Annotated in this window: 20 protein-coding genes and 1 tRNA gene; 10 read left to right on the plus strand and 11 right to left on the minus strand. The window is 41.3% G+C overall.

What is annotated here, in order from left to right; genetic code table 11:
• Positions 1-553 precede the first annotated feature (553 nt).
• Entirely contained in the window at positions 554-781 is a 228-nt protein-coding gene (locus tag BCU68_RS16885; RefSeq protein WP_133126143.1) for a hypothetical protein, read from the minus strand.
• Positions 740-824: transfer RNA gene (locus tag BCU68_RS10030), tRNA-Leu, on the minus strand. The genes BCU68_RS16885 and BCU68_RS10030 overlap by 42 nt, the downstream gene beginning before the upstream one ends.
• 190 nt (positions 825-1,014) lie before the next feature.
• On the opposite strand from BCU68_RS10030, the gene BCU68_RS10035 reads away from it, so the two are divergent.
• On the plus strand, positions 1,015-1,491 hold the full coding sequence (locus tag BCU68_RS10035; RefSeq protein ID WP_102564631.1) for an RDD family protein: 477 nt from the start codon (positions 1,015-1,017) through the stop codon (positions 1,489-1,491).
• A gap of 69 nt (positions 1,492-1,560) precedes the next feature.
• Here BCU68_RS10035 and lptG read toward each other — a convergent pair whose 3' ends face one another.
• Both lptG and lptF read right to left on the minus strand, forming a co-directional pair.
• Positions 1,561-2,631, minus strand: a complete 1,071-nt coding sequence (gene lptG / locus BCU68_RS10040) for an LPS export ABC transporter permease LptG (protein ID WP_102564632.1) — start codon at positions 2,629-2,631, stop codon at positions 1,561-1,563.
• A 3-nt stretch (positions 2,632-2,634) separates the two neighbouring features.
• Complete coding sequence (gene lptF, locus BCU68_RS10045; RefSeq protein WP_102564633.1) at positions 2,635-3,735, minus strand: LPS export ABC transporter permease LptF; 1,101 nt, start codon at positions 3,733-3,735, stop codon at positions 2,635-2,637.
• Between the two features lie 190 nt (positions 3,736-3,925).
• Between lptF and pepA the strand changes: the two genes are divergently transcribed.
• The 4 genes from pepA to BCU68_RS10065 all read left to right on the plus strand — a co-directional run bounded on the left by pepA (position 3,926) and on the right by BCU68_RS10065 (position 9,600).
• Positions 3,926-5,446 carry a leucyl aminopeptidase gene (pepA, locus tag BCU68_RS10050; RefSeq protein ID WP_102564634.1) on the plus strand — a complete coding sequence of 507 codons (1,521 nt, stop codon included), beginning with the start codon at positions 3,926-3,928 and terminating at the stop codon, positions 5,444-5,446.
• 94 nt (positions 5,447-5,540) lie between these two features.
• Positions 5,541-5,990, plus strand: a complete 450-nt coding sequence (locus tag BCU68_RS10055; protein ID WP_102564635.1) for a DNA polymerase III subunit chi — start codon at positions 5,541-5,543, stop codon at positions 5,988-5,990.
• 98 nt (positions 5,991-6,088) lie between these two features.
• On the plus strand, positions 6,089-8,962 hold the full coding sequence (locus BCU68_RS10060; RefSeq protein ID WP_102564636.1) for a valine--tRNA ligase: 2,874 nt from the start codon (positions 6,089-6,091) through the stop codon (positions 8,960-8,962).
• Positions 8,963-9,213: 251 nt separating this feature from the next.
• A complete protein-coding gene (locus BCU68_RS10065) occupies positions 9,214-9,600 on the plus strand; it encodes a DUF2061 domain-containing protein (protein WP_102564637.1) in 387 nt (128 codons plus the stop codon).
• 8 nt (positions 9,601-9,608) lie between these two features.
• Here BCU68_RS10065 and BCU68_RS10070 read toward each other — a convergent pair whose 3' ends face one another.
• Together BCU68_RS10070 and rraB are read right to left on the minus strand one after the other, a co-directional pair.
• Positions 9,609-10,409 (minus strand): hypothetical protein, encoded by an 801-nt coding sequence (locus tag BCU68_RS10070; RefSeq protein ID WP_102564638.1) that lies wholly within the window; start codon positions 10,407-10,409, stop codon positions 9,609-9,611.
• Between the two features lie 125 nt (positions 10,410-10,534).
• On the minus strand, positions 10,535-10,948 hold the full coding sequence (gene rraB, locus BCU68_RS10075; RefSeq protein WP_102564639.1) for a ribonuclease E inhibitor RraB: 414 nt from the start codon (positions 10,946-10,948) through the stop codon (positions 10,535-10,537).
• Between the two features lie 465 nt (positions 10,949-11,413).
• Between rraB and arcA the strand changes: the two genes are divergently transcribed.
• From arcA to BCU68_RS10100, 5 genes are all read left to right on the plus strand, one after another.
• Positions 11,414-12,634 carry an arginine deiminase gene (gene arcA, locus BCU68_RS10080; protein ID WP_102564640.1) on the plus strand — a complete coding sequence of 407 codons (1,221 nt, stop codon included), beginning with the start codon at positions 11,414-11,416 and terminating at the stop codon, positions 12,632-12,634.
• Positions 12,635-12,760: 126 nt separating this feature from the next.
• Positions 12,761-13,765 (plus strand): ornithine carbamoyltransferase, encoded by a 1,005-nt coding sequence (argF, locus tag BCU68_RS10085; protein WP_102564641.1) that lies wholly within the window; start codon positions 12,761-12,763, stop codon positions 13,763-13,765.
• 282 nt (positions 13,766-14,047) lie between these two features.
• Positions 14,048-14,977: an aspartate carbamoyltransferase gene (gene pyrB, locus BCU68_RS10090; RefSeq protein WP_102564642.1), complete on the plus strand. Its 930-nt coding sequence runs from the start codon at positions 14,048-14,050 to the stop codon at positions 14,975-14,977.
• A 14-nt stretch (positions 14,978-14,991) separates the two neighbouring features.
• Complete coding sequence (gene pyrI, locus BCU68_RS10095; protein WP_102564643.1) at positions 14,992-15,453, plus strand: aspartate carbamoyltransferase regulatory subunit; 462 nt, start codon at positions 14,992-14,994, stop codon at positions 15,451-15,453.
• Between the two features lie 123 nt (positions 15,454-15,576).
• Entirely contained in the window at positions 15,577-15,966 is a 390-nt protein-coding gene (locus tag BCU68_RS10100) for a RidA family protein (protein WP_102564644.1), read from the plus strand.
• Between the two features lie 67 nt (positions 15,967-16,033).
• Here the strand turns inward: BCU68_RS10100 and BCU68_RS10105 are convergent, their stop codons facing one another.
• The 5 genes from BCU68_RS10105 to BCU68_RS10125 all read right to left on the minus strand — a co-directional run bounded on the left by BCU68_RS10105 (position 16,034) and on the right by BCU68_RS10125 (position 19,402).
• A complete protein-coding gene (locus BCU68_RS10105; protein WP_102564645.1) occupies positions 16,034-16,774 on the minus strand; it encodes a 1-acylglycerol-3-phosphate O-acyltransferase in 741 nt (246 codons plus the stop codon).
• Positions 16,775-16,897: 123 nt separating this feature from the next.
• Positions 16,898-18,163: a UDP-N-acetylglucosamine 1-carboxyvinyltransferase gene (murA, locus tag BCU68_RS10110; RefSeq protein ID WP_102564646.1), complete on the minus strand. Its 1,266-nt coding sequence runs from the start codon at positions 18,161-18,163 to the stop codon at positions 16,898-16,900.
• A gap of 9 nt (positions 18,164-18,172) precedes the next feature.
• Entirely contained in the window at positions 18,173-18,427 is a 255-nt protein-coding gene (gene ibaG / locus BCU68_RS10115; protein ID WP_102564647.1) for a BolA family iron metabolism protein IbaG, read from the minus strand.
• A gap of 13 nt (positions 18,428-18,440) precedes the next feature.
• Entirely contained in the window at positions 18,441-18,749 is a 309-nt protein-coding gene (locus BCU68_RS10120) for a lipid asymmetry maintenance protein MlaB (RefSeq protein ID WP_102564706.1), read from the minus strand.
• Entirely contained in the window at positions 18,749-19,402 is a 654-nt protein-coding gene (locus BCU68_RS10125) for a phospholipid-binding protein MlaC (RefSeq protein WP_102564707.1), read from the minus strand. The genes BCU68_RS10120 and BCU68_RS10125 overlap by 1 nt, the downstream gene beginning before the upstream one ends.
• Positions 19,403-19,419 lie beyond the last annotated feature (17 nt).

Raw genomic sequence — 19,419 nt, forward strand, 5'->3', positions numbered from 1 at the left:
TGTTAAAGAGCTTTGCTTTCACTAAGTAACGTTAATGTTCCTTGTGAAGAGGCGGCTATTCTAACGAGATATTCTTCAGTGTCAAACACTTTTCTTACTTTTTTATTTCGTTGTTGCCAACGTTAAGTAAGCTATCCACTAAGCTAGAAGCCAGACCAACATTCTTCGCTAAACCCTTGTGGGGTTTGCCGTGTCAGTGGATGCGCATTATAGAGATAGACTGAATATTGGCAAGTGTTATTTTCATTAAATATATAAAACAAGCCGTTCGAACAATAATCAAACGAAAGCCTTATTTACACCCAACTTAATACCACAATACGCACATTTTCCTGTGGATAACTATTCATATAACCAATTAACTGGACTCAGTCCTAAATAAAACAAAGCTCTTTCGGCTAACAAACTAAAGAGGAAACGAATTCCACTACGTAAACGAACAAAAGTCGCGTAGAACAAATATGGGTATTGAGTATTTTAACAAACTGAGATGATCTGCAGCTTATGCATAAATCATAGGTGTACTGAAATACGATGAACTACCTATATACCGCTATATATAGTGATAATGAACAATAGTGTACTTTAAACGAATGCCAGAACGGTGCACTACAGATATAAAGACAACGGGTGCTGAGATAGAGATAGAGATAGAGATAGAGATAGAGATAGAGATAGAGATAGGATAAGCCAAATACAACAAAGCCCCGACATTAGTCGAGGCTTTATCATTTAAATATGGTACCGGTAGGCGGACTTGAACCGCCACGCCCGAAGGCAACGGATTTTGAATCCGTCGTGTATACCAATTTCACCATACCGGCATCTTAGGGATTACCCTTTGATGCTTTGCATTATACGTAAGTGTTTTAATGGTGCAAGAACAAAAGATTGAAAAACTTATTGTTTGCTGATTATTTCACCATAAAAGCAAAGGTTGTGTGCCGCTTCTCTTTTCAGTCTCGATTTAAAACTATATTCTGGTTGTATAAATCACTTTTAGAATTTAATACTATGACTCATTCATCTACCTTACCTGCTGCAGGGCTTTTCCGCCGCAGTGCTGCTCTCTTATATGATGCGCTGATTATTATCGCCATTGAAATGATAGCCGCTGGTATTGTCATTGCTATTTTAGAAGCGCTTGTTGCTATCGGCATTCTAAACTATGGCATTTACCGTGATGTCAGTGACTTGCTCACTCAGCATCCATTATGGAGCCCTCTATTTACTTTCTATTTAGCTGCTGTTTGGATTTACTTCTTTGTCTACTTTTGGACTAAAGCAGGTCAAACGTTGGGGATGCGAGCTTGGAAGCTACAAATACAAACAAAGGAAGGGTTATCAATTACACCTACTCAGGCGCTCATTCGCTTAGGCACCTCAGGGTTTGGTTTAGCGAATCTAACTGTGCCTTTTGATCCAGAGAAAAGAGGATTTCATGATATTTGGGCCAAAACACAGGTTGTCGTATTATCTAAAGCCAAATAATCGCCCCATATAAAGACAAAAAAGGAAGACACTACACATGTCTTCCTTTTTAGTTATTGCTTTATCAAGTTACAATTTACGCCTCAAAAGCATAATTGCAACGATAAGAAAAACAAAGCTTGGTGCAATTGCGCCGAGTGCTGGCGGCATATTATAAACCAAACTCAGTGGACCAAAGAATTCACTCGATATATAGAAACTAAAGCCAGCAATCACACCAGATAAAATACGAGCTCCCATCGTAACACTTCGTAATGGTCCAAACACAAATGAGAGCGCCATTAGCATCATGACACCAATAGAAAATGGCTGGGTTAGCTTACGCCAAAATGCCAACTCATAACGTGATGCGTCTTGTTCTGATGCCTTCAAGTAAGTGACATAGTCGTATAACCCACTGAGAGCCAACTCTTCTGGTTTGACCGTTACAATCGCTAACTTGTCAGGAGCCAGTGATGTATGCCACTCGTAACTCTCTAATGACTCCTTGGAAAGTGCCACATCATCATCCATATGAGTGATCTGCACACCTTTCATCAACCAAGTGTTATTGTCGTCATAATCCACTTCTTCAGAAAAAATAACGGCTTCTAATTTCTTCTCATTATTAAAGCGCCATAGGTTTAAGCCATAGATCTTATCTTCTTCAACTTTACCGATAAAAATAAAGTCATTGGCATCTTTCGCCCATACCCCATTACGAATCGATAAAATACTGCCCCCAGATACAGCAACAGAGCGTAATTCACGAGCCATTTTTTGCGCTTGTGGTGCGCCCCATTGACCTAGTAGCATAACGGCGATCATAAGTGGTACCGCAGTTTTTAATACTGATACGCCTATATCTAGTTTTGAAAAGCCAGCAGCTTGCATCACCACCAGCTCTGAACTAGATGCCAACATACCTAAGCCAATCAGTGCACCTAATAATGCTGCCATTGGGAAAAACATCTCGATATCACGAGGAACACTCAAGATAACAAAGTAAAATGCTTCCAATAGCTCATAGCTACCTTTGCCTACTTTCCTTAACTGTTCTACATATTTAATGATGCCAGATAAACCAACAAACGTAGCCAGAACCAAAGAGGTTGTCGCTATGATCGTTTTCCCTATATATAAATCGAGTATTTTAAACACTGGCTAACTCAGCCTCTTCTTACGAAATGACTCTTTGATGCGTCTCACTGTTAAGCTATCCATAAAGTTCACACTAATTGCAGCAATCAATAAAGTAGCATTCATCGGCCATAAACCGACAGCGGAAGGAACTGACCCATCCTCCAATGCTGACTTCATTGCACTAATTGATAAGAAATAAGCCAAATAGATCAGGATAGCTGGTCCCATTTTAGCAAATCGTCCCTGTCTTGGGTTAACCGCTGATAGAGGTACCACCAGCATAGTTAATAATGGAATACATACCACTAATGATATTCTCCATTGCAACTCTGCTTTGGCTCTTGGATCTGGGTGACCAATAAGATCGAGAGTAGGAAGTGCATCCCAATCTCGCCCCTTTATTTTCACTTCTCTTTGCCCTATCACACCTTCATATTCATTAAAGCGAGTCACCATATAATCGAGCTGAGTTGGTACTCCTTCGTAGCGAGTCCCCTCCTCCATAACGATCATTTGACGACCATCGGATAACTCTTTAACAACCCCTGATTTAGAATACATAACACTTGGTAGTACTGAGTCTTTCGGCAGTAATTGAGCAACAAAAACATTCGATAACTTGCTGTTACTAATATCATCAATAAATATGACGGAAGAACCATCAGGAGTACTTTGAAACTGTCCTTTTTGTAATAGATCAACGGTATTTTCTGAAGCGAGTTGCTCTAGAAGTTGTGTAACCCGCTCTTGACTCCATGGAGAGAGCCATAATGAATTAAAACCGGCTACACCTGCTGTTATTAGTGCCAAGTATAATGCAGCTTGAATCAAAAACTTATTACCAATACCTGTCGCATTCATCACAACTATTTCACTTTCGGCATATAATCGACCGAAAGTTAATAAAATACCTATGTACAAACTTAGAGGTAGCATCAGCAACCCCATCGCCGGCATGTTTAAACCAACGAGAGACATAATGAGGCTAGCTGGTATATCGCCATCAGAAGCGTCAGCTAATACGCTGATGAATTTTTGGCTGAGAAACACTAGAAATAATACGAAAAAAATCGCAAATTGGCTCTTGAGTGTCTCGCGGATCAAATATCTAACAATAATCACGCTGAAATTACCTATACAAAACTTGTTTTTTTGATGGAATCACTATAATTTCCCGTTGAACCTTTTATTTTTTTCTATTTTTACTAACTGTTAGTCGCTTGCTTAAGATTAATACTAATCTACAATTCAACAAGTAATAAGGCATTATCTAACATTTAGTTCTATTTGTCTTCAGGATGTAGGAGTACGCATGGAGTTCAGTGTAAAAAGTGGCAGTCCAGAGAAACAACGTAGCGCATGTATTGTTGTTGGGGTCTTCGAACCTCGCCGTCTTTCTCCGGTAGCAGAACAGCTGGATAAAATCAGCGATGGCTATATTAGCTCGCTACTGCGCCGTGGTGACTTAGAAGGAAAACCGGGTCAAATGCTGTTATTGCATCAAGTACCGGGAGTCCTATCTGAGCGTGTTTTACTTGTCGGTTGTGGCAAGGAACGCGAACTCGGCGAGCGTCAGTACAAGGAAATTATCCAAAAGACGATTAGCACCTTAAATGAAACAGGTTCAATGGAGGCTGTTTGCTTCCTTACTGAGTTGCATGTCAAAGGTCGAGATACTTACTGGAAAGTTCGTCAAGCCGTTGAAGCGACTAAAGATGGTCTTTATACCTTTAATCAATTTAAGAGCAATAAACCAGAAACACGTCGTCCATTACGCAAGCTAGTATTTAACGTACCGACACGTCGCGAGCTAAGCCTAGGTGAAAAAGCAATTTCTCATGGGTTAGCGATTTCTTCTGGCGTTAAAGCATCAAAAGACCTTGGTAATATGCCACCAAACATTGCCAACCCAGCTTACTTAGCTTCACAAGCTCGTCGTTTAGCTGACGATTTTGAAACGGTTAAAACGAAGATCATTGGCGAAGAAGAGATGGAAAAACTGGGTATGACTTCATACCTTGCTGTTGGCCGTGGTTCTCGCAACGAATCAATGATGTCAGTTATCGAGTATAAAGGTAACCCAGAATCAACCAACAAGCCTATTGTTCTTATTGGTAAAGGTCTTACCTTTGATTCAGGCGGTATCTCTCTCAAGCCTGGTGATGGCATGGATGAGATGAAGTATGACATGTGTGGTGCTGCTTCTGTGTTCGGCACAATGAAAGCACTAGCAAAGCTAAACTTACCTATCAATGTCGTTGCTATCTTAGCGGGTTGTGAAAACATGCCAGGTAGTAATGCTTATCGCCCTGGTGATATCTTAACAACCATGTCAGGTCAAACGGTTGAAGTTTTAAATACCGATGCTGAAGGTCGCTTGGTTTTATGTGATGCTTTAACTTATGTCGAACGCTTTGAACCAGAATGCGTTGTTGATGTAGCAACCTTAACGGGTGCTTGTGTTATCGCTCTTGGTCATCATATTAGTGGTGTTGTTTCTAACCACAATCCATTATCTCATGAGCTAATTAACGCATCGGATCAAGCTAGCGATCGTGCATGGCGCTTACCTATGGCTGATGAGTATCATGAGCAACTAAACAGTCCATTTGCTGATATGGCAAATATTGGTGGTCGACCAGCAGGAACCATTACTGCTGGGTGCTTCTTATCTAAGTTTGCTAAAAAATATAACTGGGCTCACATCGATATAGCCGGTACCGCTTGGAAGTCAGGCGCAGCAAAAGGCTCAACGGGTCGCCCTGTTTCAATGTTGGTACAGTTCTTATTGAATCGCAGCAGCCAAGAAACAGAAGACCAATCGTCAAAATAATGAAAAGGGCCTTCGGGTCCTTTTTTGTTATAGCTATCAAAATAAGTGTTCAGAAATAGCGTAGAGAACAGTACAAAGGAACAGAAAACCCACCATGAATACGGCTACCTTTTACATTATTCATCCAGATAGCCCACAAGCTAAGCCCACTGGGTTTGAGCAGTATGTGCTGTTCCTGACTCGCCACTTTGCTACACAAGGTGCTAAAGTCTATTTACACTGTAATGATAAAAGTCATGCTGAACACATGGCTGAGATTTTTTGGCAAGCAGAACCAAGTCAATTTGTTGCCCACAACTTAGTGGGAGAAGGTCCAAAGTATTCAACCAATATTGAGATTGGCTATGAGGGCGTAAAGCCGAACTGGAACCGCCAACTGGTAATAAATGTAGCGGATAGCCAGACAACCTTTGCCCGAACCTTTGCTCAAGTGGTAGACTTTGTTCCTTGTGATGAAAAAACAAAGCAACCCGCCAGAGAAAGGTATAAAATTTACCGACATGCTGGTTATCAGTTGCAAACTATCGACATCGAATATCCATAGTCAAACCTTATACCTAAATCGCTCTCTCATACCAATGTGAGAAGCGTTAGCTATAAAGTTTGACTCGTTTACCTAATCAAGTATCCATTAAGAGCGCTATGGAAAAGACATATAACCCACAATCTATCGAACAAGCTTTATATCAAGCTTGGGAAGAAAAAGGCTACTTTAAGCCTCACGGTGACACATCAAAAGAAGCTTACAGCATCATGATCCCGCCACCGAACGTCACTGGCAGCCTGCACATGGGCCATGCCTTCCAAGACACCATTATGGATACTCTGATCCGTGCACAACGCATGAAGGGCAAGAATACCCTATGGCAAGTCGGCACCGACCACGCAGGTATCGCAACTCAAATGGTTGTAGAGCGTAAGATCGCGGCTGAAGAAGGCAAAACAAAACACGACTACGGTCGTGAAGCTTTCATTGACAAGATCTGGGAGTGGAAAGCGGAATCGGGTGGCACGATCACTCAACAACTTCGTCGTCTTGGCGCATCTGTAGATTGGGATCGTGAGCGATTCACTATGGATGACGGTCTATCTGCTGCGACTCAAGAAGTGTTTGTTCGCTTATACGAAGAAGACCTAATCTACCGTGGTAAGCGTCTAGTAAACTGGGATCCTAAACTGCACACTGCAATTTCTGATCTTGAAGTTGAAAACAAAGACAAAAAAGGTTTCATGTGGCACTTCCGCTACCCACTAGCGAACGGCGTTAAAACAGCAGATGGCAAAGATTACATCGTTGTGGCAACGACTCGTCCAGAAACCATGCTTGGCGATACTGGCGTAGCCGTTAACCCAGAAGATCCACGTTACAAAGATCTTATCGGTAAAGACATCCTACTTCCAATCGTAAACCGTCTTATCCCTATTGTTGGTGATGAGCATGCTGATATGGAAAAAGGCACGGGTTGTGTGAAAATCACACCAGCTCATGACTTTAACGATTACGAAGTTGGTAAGCGCAACAACCTACCAATGATCAACATCCTAACGTTCAACGCTGATATCCGTGATGCTGCAGAAGTTTTCACAACCAATGGCGAAGAAAGCGATGTTTACTCAACAGAACTTCCAGCAAAATACCATGGCATGGAGCGCTTTGCTGCTCGTAAGGCTATCGTTGCTGAGTTTGAAGAGCTTGGTCTGCTTGAAGAGATCAAAGATCACGATCTAACTGTGCCTTACGGTGACCGTGGTGGCGTAGTTATCGAACCAATGCTAACTGACCAATGGTACGTGCGTACTGCACCTCTTGCTGAGCCTGCTGTTAAAGCGGTTGAAGATGGTCAAATCCAATTTGTTCCTAAGCAATACGAAAACATGTACTTTGCGTGGATGCGTGACGTACAAGATTGGTGTATCTCTCGTCAACTTTGGTGGGGTCACCGTATCCCAGCATGGTACGACAACGATGGTAAAGTTTACGTAGGTCGCACTGAAGAAGAAGTTCGTGAAAAGAACAACCTAGCACCTGTTGTTGTACTAAAACAAGACAACGACGTTCTAGATACTTGGTTCTCTTCTGCACTTTGGACGTTCGGCACACAAGGTTGGCCTGAAGACACTGAAGCACTAAAAACTTTCCACCCATCTGAAGTACTAGTATCTGGTTTTGATATTATCTTCTTCTGGGTTGCTCGTATGATCATGATGACCATGCACTTCGTAAAAGACGAAGATGGAAAAGCTCAAGTTCCTTTCAAAACGGTTTACATGACGGGTCTTATCCGTGATGAAAACGGTGATAAGATGTCTAAGTCGAAAGGTAACGTGCTTGATCCAATCGACATGATTGACGGCATCGGCCTTGAAGAACTAGTAGAGAAGCGTTGTGGCAACATGATGCAACCTAAGCTAGCGGCTAAGATCGAAAAAGCAACACGTAAGACTTTCGAAAGTGGTATCGAACCATACGGTACTGATGCACTACGTTTCACTCTTGCTGCTATGGCTTCAACTGGCCGTGACATCAACTGGGACATGAAGCGTCTTGAAGGTTACCGTAACTTCTGTAACAAGCTATGGAACGCAAGCCGTTACGTACTAATGAATACAGAAGAGCACGATTGTGGCATGTCATTGTCTGCTGAAGAGCGCGCAAACATGGAATTCTCTCTAGCGGATAAGTGGATTGAATCTCAGTTTGAAGTTGCAGCGAAAGAGTTTAACGCTCACCTAGACAACTACCGTCTAGACATGGCGGCAAACACGCTGTACGAATTCATCTGGAACCAATTCTGTGACTGGTACTTAGAGCTAACTAAACCTGTTCTTTGGAAAGGTACTGAAGCTCAACAACAAGCGACTCGTTACACGCTAATTACGGTTCTAGAGAAGACACTACGTCTTGCTCACCCTGTTCTTCCTTACATCACTGAATCTATCTGGCAGAGTGTTAAACCGCTAGTAGACGGTGTCGAAGGCGAGACAATTATGACTCAAGCGCTTCCTCAGTTTAATGAAGATAACTTCAATGCTGAAATTGTTGAAGATATCGAATGGGTTAAAACATTCATTACTGCTATCCGTAACCTACGTGCGGAATACGATATTGCTCCAAGCAAAGGCTTAGAAGTAATGATCAAAGTTGCAGATGAAAGTGATGCAGCGCGTATCGAAGCGAACAAGATCGTTCTTAACTCTCTTGCTAAGCTAGATGATATTAAAGTACTGGCAGAAGGTGAAGTAACTCCAGCTTGTGCAACCAAACTGGTTGGTAAGTCTGAACTAATGATCCCAATGGCTGGTCTTATTGATAAAGATGCTGAGCTAGCGCGTCTTGATAAAGAAGTCGCTAAAACTCAGGGCGAAATCAAGCGCATCGAAGGCAAGCTAGGTAACGAAGGTTTTGTTGCTAAAGCACCAGAAGTTGTTATCGCGAAAGAGCGTGAAAAGCTACAAGGTTACCAAGAAACATTGGTTAAACTGGAAGAGCAAAAAGCAACAATCGCTGCACTATAAAATTCATTACTCACTGAAGTAAGAAAAACAAAGGCTGATGATAATTCATCAGCCTTTTTTATTGGCTAAAACAAACCCACACATTTCACCTATCGTCATAATTAGCCAAGATTAATTACCACGACAAAGCTAAAGCCGACTTACCACAGTAAACTCAAATGAGAATAATTATCAAAAAACACCTTTACTTAATGCGAATGATTATCAATACTGTATTTAGGGTTGAGAATAAATACAGTTAAGGATAAATGATGAAAAAGACATTAAGTTTTGCAGGACTACATTTTACGATTGCGTTTACGGTCGCTTACTTATTGACTGGCGATATTATCCTTGGCAGCTTGATTGCTCTGATTGAACCTTCGGTGAATACCGTCGCCTTCTACTTTCACGAGAAGGGTTGGCAGACCTTGCCTGCATTAAAACACCATCAACATATGACAACAATTAAGACGACTAGCTTTGCTATCATTCATTTTAATGTCGCCTTCTTCGTTACTTTTCTATTAACTGGTGATGCCTTCATTGGTGGGGTGATGGCGATGCTAGAGCCGACAATTAATACTGGCGCTTACTATCTACACGAAAAAGTATGGCAAAAGATTCATCTTTCACCTTATCAATATCAACGTGGGTAATAAAACATTTAAGTTGGAAAGTGGGTTACGCAAAGTGACTCACTTAATGCGATATTAATACTTTCACTTTGCCCATCAACATCGACTTCCAATAAATAAAGATCATTAAAGTCGAGGCTGTTGAGATCAGCATACTTAGGAGCTTCTATTTGAAATAGCGCACTGACATGGTCCGAACGGATGTCGATTGGTAAGGTATAAGTCATACCGTTAAATTTAATTGCAGCAGAGACTAGACCTGCAACCAATGCTTGATAATAAAGCACCACTTTAAGCTCACAACCTCCAGCATGGTGCCAAATTTGTTCCGTGGTTATATGCGCTATTCTGACGTGGCGAATAAACTGCAAATAAGGTTTAGCCCAAATACCAAGCCTTTGATCATGCTGTTTTACTATAGGTTGATTTAACGCACACGTAACCAACCTATCCTCTTCTAATAATAGGGGTTCATCTTCTTCAATAAAGAGGATCTCAAACCGATTACGCCCTAACTGCAAATAAGGACGAATATCTTTACGATAAACCAACTCTTGCCCATCACAATCAAAGACGGCAACACCATTGACTCTAACTTCAGCATAATGTTCGATCCCTGCAATAATCAACTCAATAAGAGGATAGGCGAGCATAAGATCATCCACCTCAATATCATGCATCAAATGCCACTCTTGTTCTGCAATCTCTTGTTCTGATAGATCATTAGGTAAAGCCTGACTTAATGGCGCAGGAAATAAGAGATCATTTTGAGGGATAGAAAGGTTGGTTAAAGGTGATATTTGCCATAAACCAGCAAGAGATAATCGCATACAATAATTGAGCTAGATCAAGTTTGCGCCCATTATAATCGACAACGTAGAGAAAGATAGTGAAATGTTAATAAAAAAATACCAGCACTGTGGCTGGCATTTTTTCAACAATGAATCAGTAGCAATTACTCTTCATCGTCATCTTCGTCGGCGTGCAGAGCATCTTCACCTTCATAGTAAGTACCCCAACCGTCGTAGATAATGTCGTATTTTTCAGCAAGGTTAACTAGCTTCTCAACCTGCTCGTCAATCGCTTCAGCATTCAAGCCAGACTGCATCGTAGCATCACAACAAAGTAGCTTCTTGCCATCTTCGTCTTCTGTCTCTTCTGCTTCTAATACTTCAAAGCCCATTTTGAATGCTTCAACAACTGCTTTTTCAAGTACTTCAAAGTTTTCAGCAAATAGATGATGTTCGATATCATACAGTGCATCTGGATCGCTACCATCAGCAATCAATGCTTCAATGATGTCGCGAGTATCTTCTTTTTGAATCTCAATTAAATCTTCTACTGATAGATATTCATCTTCGTGAGACATGTTTCTGCTCCAGAGTTTTGACGAGAAAGATCGTAGTTAGTGGGCACGGAATATGGCATGGATCGCACGGAAAATCCACCAGCAACCACCATCCAATTCACTTTATTTTTACTCAGTACTTTATAGAGTAAGATAAATATTCATATTATTCATCAATATCGTTAATTACGATAAATTTAGCATAAAATATCGTCATCAAACCTCTCTATTACTTCAGTTTATGCTTAATTATGGCTTGTAATAAAGATGGGCTAGTGTAGTTTTTCTCTTTATCTGCATAATCACGCAAACAAGCATAAATATAGTCAAACGACTTTGTGTAGAGTATTGATAAACAATACCTTAATTATCGATATAATATACTATCGAACACCTATTTTTGCTCCTCTATTGCCTCGAACAAAGCTTGCATCTTACTCTGAAGGTTGTCATAAATACTGCCGGAATTGATTGTAAGGATACAAAATGAAGAAGTTGTACGTAGGATCCGAAGTCGGTCAACTACGCAGAGTTTTACTTAACCGCCCGGAACGCGCCCTCACTCACCTCACCCCATCAAACTGTCACGAGCTACTTTTTGATGATGTGTTAGCGGTTGAAGCTGCTGGAAAAGAGCACGATATTTTTGCTAGTACATTACAAAATCAGGGTGTCGAAGTCTTACTGTTACACGATTTACTTGTCGAAACATTAGCGATTCCTGACGCAAAGCATTGGTTACTATCCACTCAAATTTCTGACTTTCGCTATGGACCAACCTTTGCCAAAGATCTTCGCCACTATTTAGCCGAGATGGATAATGAACACCTCGCGACGATTCTGCTTGGTGGATTGGCTTACTCTGAGCTATCACTCTCATCTTCATCGATGCTACCTAAAATGCGTCGCCCTCTCGACTTTGTTATAGAGCCTTTACCTAACCACTTGTTTACGCGAGATACCTCATGCTGGGTTTATGGTGGCGTCTCCCTTAACCCTATGACAAAACCAGCTAGGCAAAGAGAAACGAATCACCTTAGAGCTATTTATCGCTGGCACCCTACTTTTGCAGGGGAAGATTTTATTAAATACTTTGGCGATGAAGATTTGCACTATGACAATGCCAATATTGAAGGTGGTGATGTACTTGTGGTTGGTAATGGTGCGGTACTAATTGGGATCTCTGAGCGTACAACACCACAAGGCGTGGAGAACCTAGCGGCAGGTCTATTCAACTCAGGGCAAGCAAACCAGGTTATCGCTATTGATCTACCTAAACACCGCTCATGTATGCACTTAGATACCGTTATGACTCACATGGATATTGATACTTTTTCTGTCTACCCTGAAATTGTTCGCCCTGATCTTGATACTTGGCGACTCACTCCAAAAGCTAACGGTGACATGAATGTAGAACAAGTAAGTGGTTACATACCAGCACTTGAAGCTGCATTAGAGATTGATTCATTAAAAATCATTACCACCGGAGGCGATAACTATGAGGCTGAGCGTGAGCAATGGAATGATGCCAATAATGTTCTAACCGTCAAACCTGGTGTCGTCATTGGCTATGAACGCAATATTTATACGAATGAAAAGTATGATAAAGCGGGTATTGAAGTCCTCACGATTCCTGGCAATGAGCTTGGTAGAGGAAGAGGTGGAGCAAGGTGTATGAGCTGTCCGCTAGAAAGAGATGGTATATAACGATTCAGATTTAAAATAAAAATCACGAAAAAACCAGAAAAAATATAAATAACAATTCACATTTGTAGCATCTTTATGCTTTACTGGTTTTCTATGTTTTAAGTGACTCTCTCAAGGAATGACCCTATGGCTTTTAACTTACGTAATCGTAACTTTCTTAAACTATTAGATTTCACATCTAAAGAAATCGATTTTTTACTCACTTTAGCCGCTGACCTTAAAAAAGCGAAATATACCGGTACTGAACAGAAACGATTAGTAGGTAAAAATATCGCACTTATCTTTGAGAAAGCATCGACTCGTACCCGATGTGCCTTTGAAGTCGCGGCATTCGATCAAGGCGCTCAAGTCTCTTACCTTGGCCCATCAGGCTCTCAAATTGGTAACAAAGAGTCGATGAAAGATACCGCTCGCGTTCTAGGTCGCATGTATGATGGCATTGAATATCGTGGCTTCGGTCAAGCGATTGTAGAGGAGCTTGGGGCTTACGCGGGTGTACCAGTTTGGAATGGCTTAACTGACGAATTTCACCCAACACAAATTCTTGCTGATTTTCTAACGATGCAAGAGCACGCTCGCGGCAAACAACTTCATGAGATTAGTTTTGCTTATTTAGGTGATGCGCGTAACAACATGGGTAACTCTTTACTGGTTGGTGCTGCTAAAATGGGCATGGATATTCGCCTTGTTGCGCCAAAAGCCTTCTGGCCTGAAGCAGAACTTGTCGCTCAATGTGAAGCGATCGCAATCACAACAGGGGCAACAATCACTCTGACTGAAAATGTCTCTGACGGCGTAAAAGGCTGTGACTTCATTTATACCGATGTGTGGGTATCGATGGGTGAATCTGCACAAGCTTGGGATGAGCGCGTTGCCTTAATGACCCCATACCAAGTGAATATGGACGTCATGAAAGCGACGGAAAACCCACAGGTAAAATTCATGCACTGCTTACCTGCTTTTCATGATGATGAGACCGTTATAGGTAAGGAAATCGCAGAGAAATATGGCATGAAAGGGCTTGAAGTCACTGACGAGGTGTTTGAATCAGAGTACTCTATTGTTTTTGATGAAGCAGAAAACCGTATGCACACAATCAAAGCGATAATGGTGGCAACTTTAGGTTCTTAATAGCGGCATTATAATAAATATAATTTAAGCTAAAACCTTGATGTAATCGCTTGCGCTCACAATTGTTCAGCGTATAATTCTCAGCAATTTGTCTTAAGGTGATGATCTAAGGTTGGTATTAGCTATGCATAAAAATCCCTTTTTTACGCAATTCAATGCTTGCCAGTTTGGTTTTATGGCTTTCAGCCTCTCATCTTTATCTTATTTTTAAAGGCCTCCCTAACGGGGGGCTTTTTTATAGATACTATCTGCTAACTGATTACCTATAGAGGAAAGAAGATCATGGAAAACACGCTTTATAAAAAGCACATCATCTCAATTCCAGAGCTTTCACGCGAAGAACTTGAGTTAATCGTATCCACTGCTGGCCAGTTAAAAGCTCAGCCACAGCCTGAGTTAATTAAAAATAAAGTCATTGCTAGTTGCTTCTTTGAACCATCAACACGTACTCGCCTCTCTTTTGAGACGGCTATTCAGCGCATTGGGGGCAGTGTTATCGGCTTTGATACTGCGGGCAACACTTCTCTTGCCAATAAAGGAGAAACACTCGCAGATTCAGTACAAGTTATTTCATCTTATGTTGATGCCTTCGTTATGCGCCACCCTCAAGAAGGCGCTGCTCGCTTAGCTTCTGAGTTTTCTCATAATATCCCGGTGATCAATGCTGGTGATGGAGCAAACCAACATCCAACTCAAACTCTACTTGATCTGTTTTCGATTGCTGAAACACAAGGCCGCTTAGATAACTTAAACGTCGCGTTTGTTGGCGACCTAAAATACGGTCGTACTGTTCACTCTTTAACACAAGCTTTAGCTAAGTTTACCAACGTGCGCTTTTATTTTGTGGCACCTGAAGCACTAGCGATGCCTGATTATATCTGTGAAGAGTTGGATGAAGCAGGGATCCAATATAGCCTGCATACTGATATGGAAAGCGTTATTCCTGAGTTAGATGTTCTCTACATGACGCGCGTACAAAAAGAGCGTTTCGATGAGTCAGAGTATGCGCATATTAAATCGGCTTATATCCTAACGGCTGCCATGCTTAATGGAGCTCGCGAAAACTTAAAAGTACTTCACCCTCTACCACGCGTCGATGAAATTACCGTTGATGTTGATAAAACACCCCATGCTTATTACTTCCAACAGGCAGAGAATGGCGTTTATGCTCGCCAAGCATTACTTGCTCTAGTCCTAAATGAAACACTGTAATCGAGGAGATAATGATGAATAAAGAAACTCAATTGCAAGTTGAAGCGATTAAAAACGGTACTGTTATCGATCATATTCCAGCACTGATTGGTATTAAAGTTTTAAAACTTTTTGATATGGATAAATCAAACCAAAGAGTCACAGTTGGCTTAAACCTGCCTTCATCAGCGCTCGGCAGTAAAGATTTAATTAAGATTGAAAATGTTTTTGTTAATCAAGATCAAGCCAGTAAATTGGCGCTCTATGCACCGCATGCAACGGTAAATCAAATTGAAGATTACCAAGTTGTCAAAAAGCTTGCTCTGGAATTGCCATCGCAAATTACGGCCATTTTTGAATGCCCAAATAGCAACTGTATCACCCATAATGAGCCAGTAGAAACCAGCTTTAAAGTGATCGAGAAAAAAGAAGACATTCGCCTGAAGTGCAAATATTGCGAAAAGGTCTTTTCTCGTGAGATCATGACAGAAAGGTAATCGGCTCCACTCGTAAATACAACTAGTTATACCCTGCCATGGCGGGGTATTTTACTCTTTACGCCACTCTATTTTGGAGGCACACTAAGCCTTGTATAAGTTTATAATAATGGAGTATAGATAATGACAAAAGTTCTTCATACCGATGCCGCTCCTGCAGCGATTGGACCATATATACAAGGTGTTGACCTGGGTAATATGGTATTAACGTCAGGTCAAATCCCAGTAAACCCTCTTACTGGTGAAGTTTCAGATAACATTGCAGAGCAAGCGCGCCAATCTCTAGAGAACGTAAAAGCGGTCGTTGAATCTTCAGGCTTAACCGTTACCGATATTGTTAAAATGACGGTCTTTGTAAAAGATCTTAATGACTTTGGTACTGTTAATGACGTCTACGGTAAGTTTTTTGATGAGCACAATGTCGCTAACTACCCTGCACGTTCATGTGTTGAGGTTGCGCGTTTACCTAAAGATGTCGGTATTGAAATTGAAGCCATTGCGGTTCGTAAATAGTTATTAATCTGTGTAGATTTCTAGCAAAAAAAAGACCGCAAGGCGGTCTTTTTAAACTTGATTATTACTATTTTGATGTCACTTGTTGGGAATTAATCAATTCCACTTCTTGATCAAGCTCAACCAACTTTTCTTTCATTTGCTCACGGCAGATATTGGCGAGTTCACGCACATTTTTCTTATCATAGCCTTCGACACTCACTGGTGGTAACATTTCAACAATGACACGACCATTGTTCCAACGGTTCAGTTTTAGCCCTTCAGTTGAGCTACATACAATAGGAACGATTGGCACTTCAGCACCGATTGCAGCATGAAAAGCGCCGGTCTTAAAAGGTAACAGCCCGCGACCACGAGAACGCGTCCCCTCTGGAAACATCCATACTGACAAGTTGCTGTCTTTAATACTGTTAACCACTTGATCAATAGTACCTACGGCTTTGCTACGGTTTGCTCTATCTATTAAAATGTTACCTGTTAGCCAGTACAGTTGACCAAAAAGAGGCATCCAAGCTAAGCTTTTTTTACCAACCGTCACAACATTGGGTGTTACCGCTGACGCGACAGTAAATAAATCCCAAGTATTTTGGTGATTGGCAATATAAACATGTTGACCGCGCTCATAAGCATCTTTTGGTAAGCGTAGCTCTAAATCAATACCAAACACTTTCGACATATAGCCAAAGTAGCGTCCAAATCTAAATACATGCTTTGGGTTGCGTGGGCTAAATAAGCAATATCCACAACCAAAGACAAACATCACAATCGCAAAAATCGCGAGTGCAAATAAACGTAGCAATGCAATCATCCTAAATCTCCATAGAAACAGCACAGGGAAAGAGTGTTCTTAACTATCCTCTACATACCCTAAAATAAAACCAATAAAAAAGCCGAAACCCTAAGATTCCGGCTTTTTAAGCTTATCTAATCATTAATTAGAGTCACTAAATCGTTCAATATTAGCACCAAGGGCCGACAACTTATCTTCAATTTTGTCATAACCACGATCGATGTGATAGATACGATCAACGATGGTTTCACCTTTTGCTATACAGCCAGCAATAACTAGGCTTGCAGAAGCGCGTAGATCCGTCGCCATCACTTGAGTTCCACTTAAGCGATCGCTATCACCACAAATTACGGTATTACCTTCAATTTCCGCTTTAGCGCCCATACGCTGCAATTCAGGTACATGCATAAAACGGTTTTCAAAAATCGTTTCTGTTAAAACACCACCACCTTTTGCCATCATGTTCAATAGCGTAAATTGCGCTTGCATGTCGGTAGGGAAACCTGGGTGTGGCGCTGTTACGACTTTAACCGCTTTTAATTCGCGATCAGTCATATCTACACTTATCCAGTCATCACCTGTTTCAACCTTAGCGCCAGCTTCTTCTAGCTTGGCTAAGACTGCTTCAAGTAAATAAGATTGGGTATTTTTACATACGACTTTGCCACCAGAAACAGCAGCGGCAACTAAGAATGTTCCGGTTTCGATACGGTCAGCAACAACAGCATGCTTACCACCACCTAAACGCTCAACACCTTCAATCGTAATAGTATCAGTACCCGCACCAGAAACTTTAGCACCTAGAGCATTAAGGAAATTTGCCGTATCAACAATTTCAGGCTCACGAGCGGCGTTATCTAGTACTGTTTTGCCATCAGCCAGTGTTGCTGCGCACATAACGGTAATCGTTGCGCCTACACTCACTTTGTCCATCACGATATGTGCGCCTTTCAAACGACCATCAACTTGTGCTTTCACATAGCCGTCTTCAAGAGTAATCGTCGCACCTAACTGCTCTAAACCGTGAATGTGTAAATCAACCGGTCGAGCACCAATAGCACAACCACCAGGTAACGATACTTGACCTTGACCAAAGCGCGCCACTAAAGGACCAAGTGCCCAAATAGAAGCTCGCATTGTTTTTACTAAATCATAAGGAGCGCAAAACTCATTGATTTTACGACCATCAACGTGAACACTACCATTACGGCTAACCTCTGCGCCTAGACGCTTTAGCAACTCCATAGTCGTATCAATATCACGTAGATGTGGGACATTGGTTACTTCTACTGGCTCTTCAGCAAGAATAGAGGCAAACAAAATTGGTAGGGCTGCATTTTTAGCACCTGAAATGGTCACTTCACCACATAGCGGAGAATCAGACCCAATAACTCGAAACTTTTCCATCAGTAAACCTTACAACGACATCAGTTTTTTATCACGAGCCCACTCTGCAGGAGTGTAAGCTTTAATAGAAACGGCATGAATGTCGTTTCGTTGAATGTACTCCATAAGCGGAGCATAAATAAGTTGCTGTTTCTTTACACGACTCATACCATCAAAGCAAAGATCGACAGCAATTACTTCATAGTGACTGCCTTCACCTTTAACCATAATTTCTTCTAAGTTAAGAGCCGTATCTAATAATTCTTTTACTTGTGCACAATCCACAAACTACCCCTGTTTAATTTTTTATATGTTCAACCATTAATGGCTGTATATTACTTAGTTGGAACAAAGTGCGTAATTGATTAGGCACGAAACTGAGCATTATATGACAGTTTTGTCTTTTTGCATGCTGTATTAAGTGAATTAGCAGTACCATGCCTGCAGAATCAATTCTTTTTACCTCATTGAGCACAATTTCTACCTGAGAATGTTGCGGTTTCCACTCTTGTAAAAACCGCCACAACTCAGGAACTGAATCTCTATCTAAGTGATGAGAGAGAGCATACTGACTCGTGCTGACTTCACGCCATTGAGCATGCGCCATCATTGAATGCTCTTATAAACAATCGGCTGTTCTGAAAGTTGCTGTAGCTCTTTCGCTACACTGAGCACTCCCTCCTGACGGATTTTAGTATTCCACTCCGATTGTTTACTTGAGAGCAAACTGATCCCTTCAGCACTCATATCAAAAGCTTTCCATTCACCGCTTTTTTTATCTTTACGCAGTTTAAATTCAAGGTTTATGTTAGCCCGTGGAGCATCAATAATAGCAACCTTAACCCCTGTAATCGTCTGTTCATCACTCACATTACGTGTTGCTGGGAATTCAATTTTTTGATTGGTGTACTGCGTCAATACCTGGGCGTAAGAAGTGACAAGATAATTACGAAAAGCCGTAAAAAATACGCCAACATCTTCTCGCTTAGCACCTTTCACATTAGAGCCTAATAATTTAAGTGCTGCGTAACGGTAGTTAACATAAGGCATTAACTCTTCTTCAACGATAAGTTTTAATCGCTCAGGATCACTTTTAATACTCTCTTGCTCTGATTTTAGTCGGTCAAAAGCCAGCTCGGCGACTTGCTTCATCATCTTATTAGGATCAGTCGCATCCACTGCTGACTGAGCAAGCACTGACGTTGACAGTAAAAAACTGACAAGTAGTGAGTAAAAACGTATCGCGGTTTGTCTAACCATTAAACTATTCATTGCTA

Origin of the sequence: Vibrio sp. 10N.286.49.B3 (assembly GCF_002873395.1) — a bacterium.
Taxonomy (GTDB): domain Bacteria; phylum Pseudomonadota; class Gammaproteobacteria; order Enterobacterales; family Vibrionaceae; genus Vibrio.

What these genes read in the sequence shown, in the direction of transcription:
- BCU68_RS10035 (WP_102564631.1), top strand. Translation starts at nt 1,015, where the DNA reads ATGACTCATTCATCTACCTTACCTGCTGCAGGGCTTTTCCGCCGCAGT.
- pepA (WP_102564634.1), top strand. Translation starts at nt 3,926, where the DNA reads ATGGAGTTCAGTGTAAAAAGTGGCAGTCCAGAGAAACAACGTAGCGCA.
- BCU68_RS10055 (WP_102564635.1), top strand. Translation starts at nt 5,541, where the DNA reads ATGAATACGGCTACCTTTTACATTATTCATCCAGATAGCCCACAAGCT.
- BCU68_RS10060 (WP_102564636.1), top strand. Translation starts at nt 6,089, where the DNA reads ATGGAAAAGACATATAACCCACAATCTATCGAACAAGCTTTATATCAA.
- BCU68_RS10065 (WP_102564637.1), top strand. Translation starts at nt 9,214, where the DNA reads ATGAAAAAGACATTAAGTTTTGCAGGACTACATTTTACGATTGCGTTT.
- BCU68_RS10070 (WP_102564638.1), bottom strand. Translation starts at nt 10,409, where the DNA reads ATGCGATTATCTCTTGCTGGTTTATGGCAAATATCACCTTTAACCAAC.
- rraB (WP_102564639.1), bottom strand. Translation starts at nt 10,948, where the DNA reads ATGTCTCACGAAGATGAATATCTATCAGTAGAAGATTTAATTGAGATT.
- arcA (WP_102564640.1), top strand. Translation starts at nt 11,414, where the DNA reads ATGAAGAAGTTGTACGTAGGATCCGAAGTCGGTCAACTACGCAGAGTT.
- argF (WP_102564641.1), top strand. Translation starts at nt 12,761, where the DNA reads ATGGCTTTTAACTTACGTAATCGTAACTTTCTTAAACTATTAGATTTC.
- pyrB (WP_102564642.1), top strand. Translation starts at nt 14,048, where the DNA reads ATGGAAAACACGCTTTATAAAAAGCACATCATCTCAATTCCAGAGCTT.
- pyrI (WP_102564643.1), top strand. Translation starts at nt 14,992, where the DNA reads ATGAATAAAGAAACTCAATTGCAAGTTGAAGCGATTAAAAACGGTACT.
- BCU68_RS10100 (WP_102564644.1), top strand. Translation starts at nt 15,577, where the DNA reads ATGACAAAAGTTCTTCATACCGATGCCGCTCCTGCAGCGATTGGACCA.
- BCU68_RS10105 (WP_102564645.1), bottom strand. Translation starts at nt 16,774, where the DNA reads ATGATTGCATTGCTACGTTTATTTGCACTCGCGATTTTTGCGATTGTG.
- murA (WP_102564646.1), bottom strand. Translation starts at nt 18,163, where the DNA reads ATGGAAAAGTTTCGAGTTATTGGGTCTGATTCTCCGCTATGTGGTGAA.
- BCU68_RS10120 (WP_102564706.1), bottom strand. Translation starts at nt 18,749, where the DNA reads ATGGCGCATGCTCAATGGCGTGAAGTCAGCACGAGTCAGTATGCTCTC.
- BCU68_RS10125 (WP_102564707.1), bottom strand. Translation starts at nt 19,402, where the DNA reads ATGGTTAGACAAACCGCGATACGTTTTTACTCACTACTTGTCAGTTTT.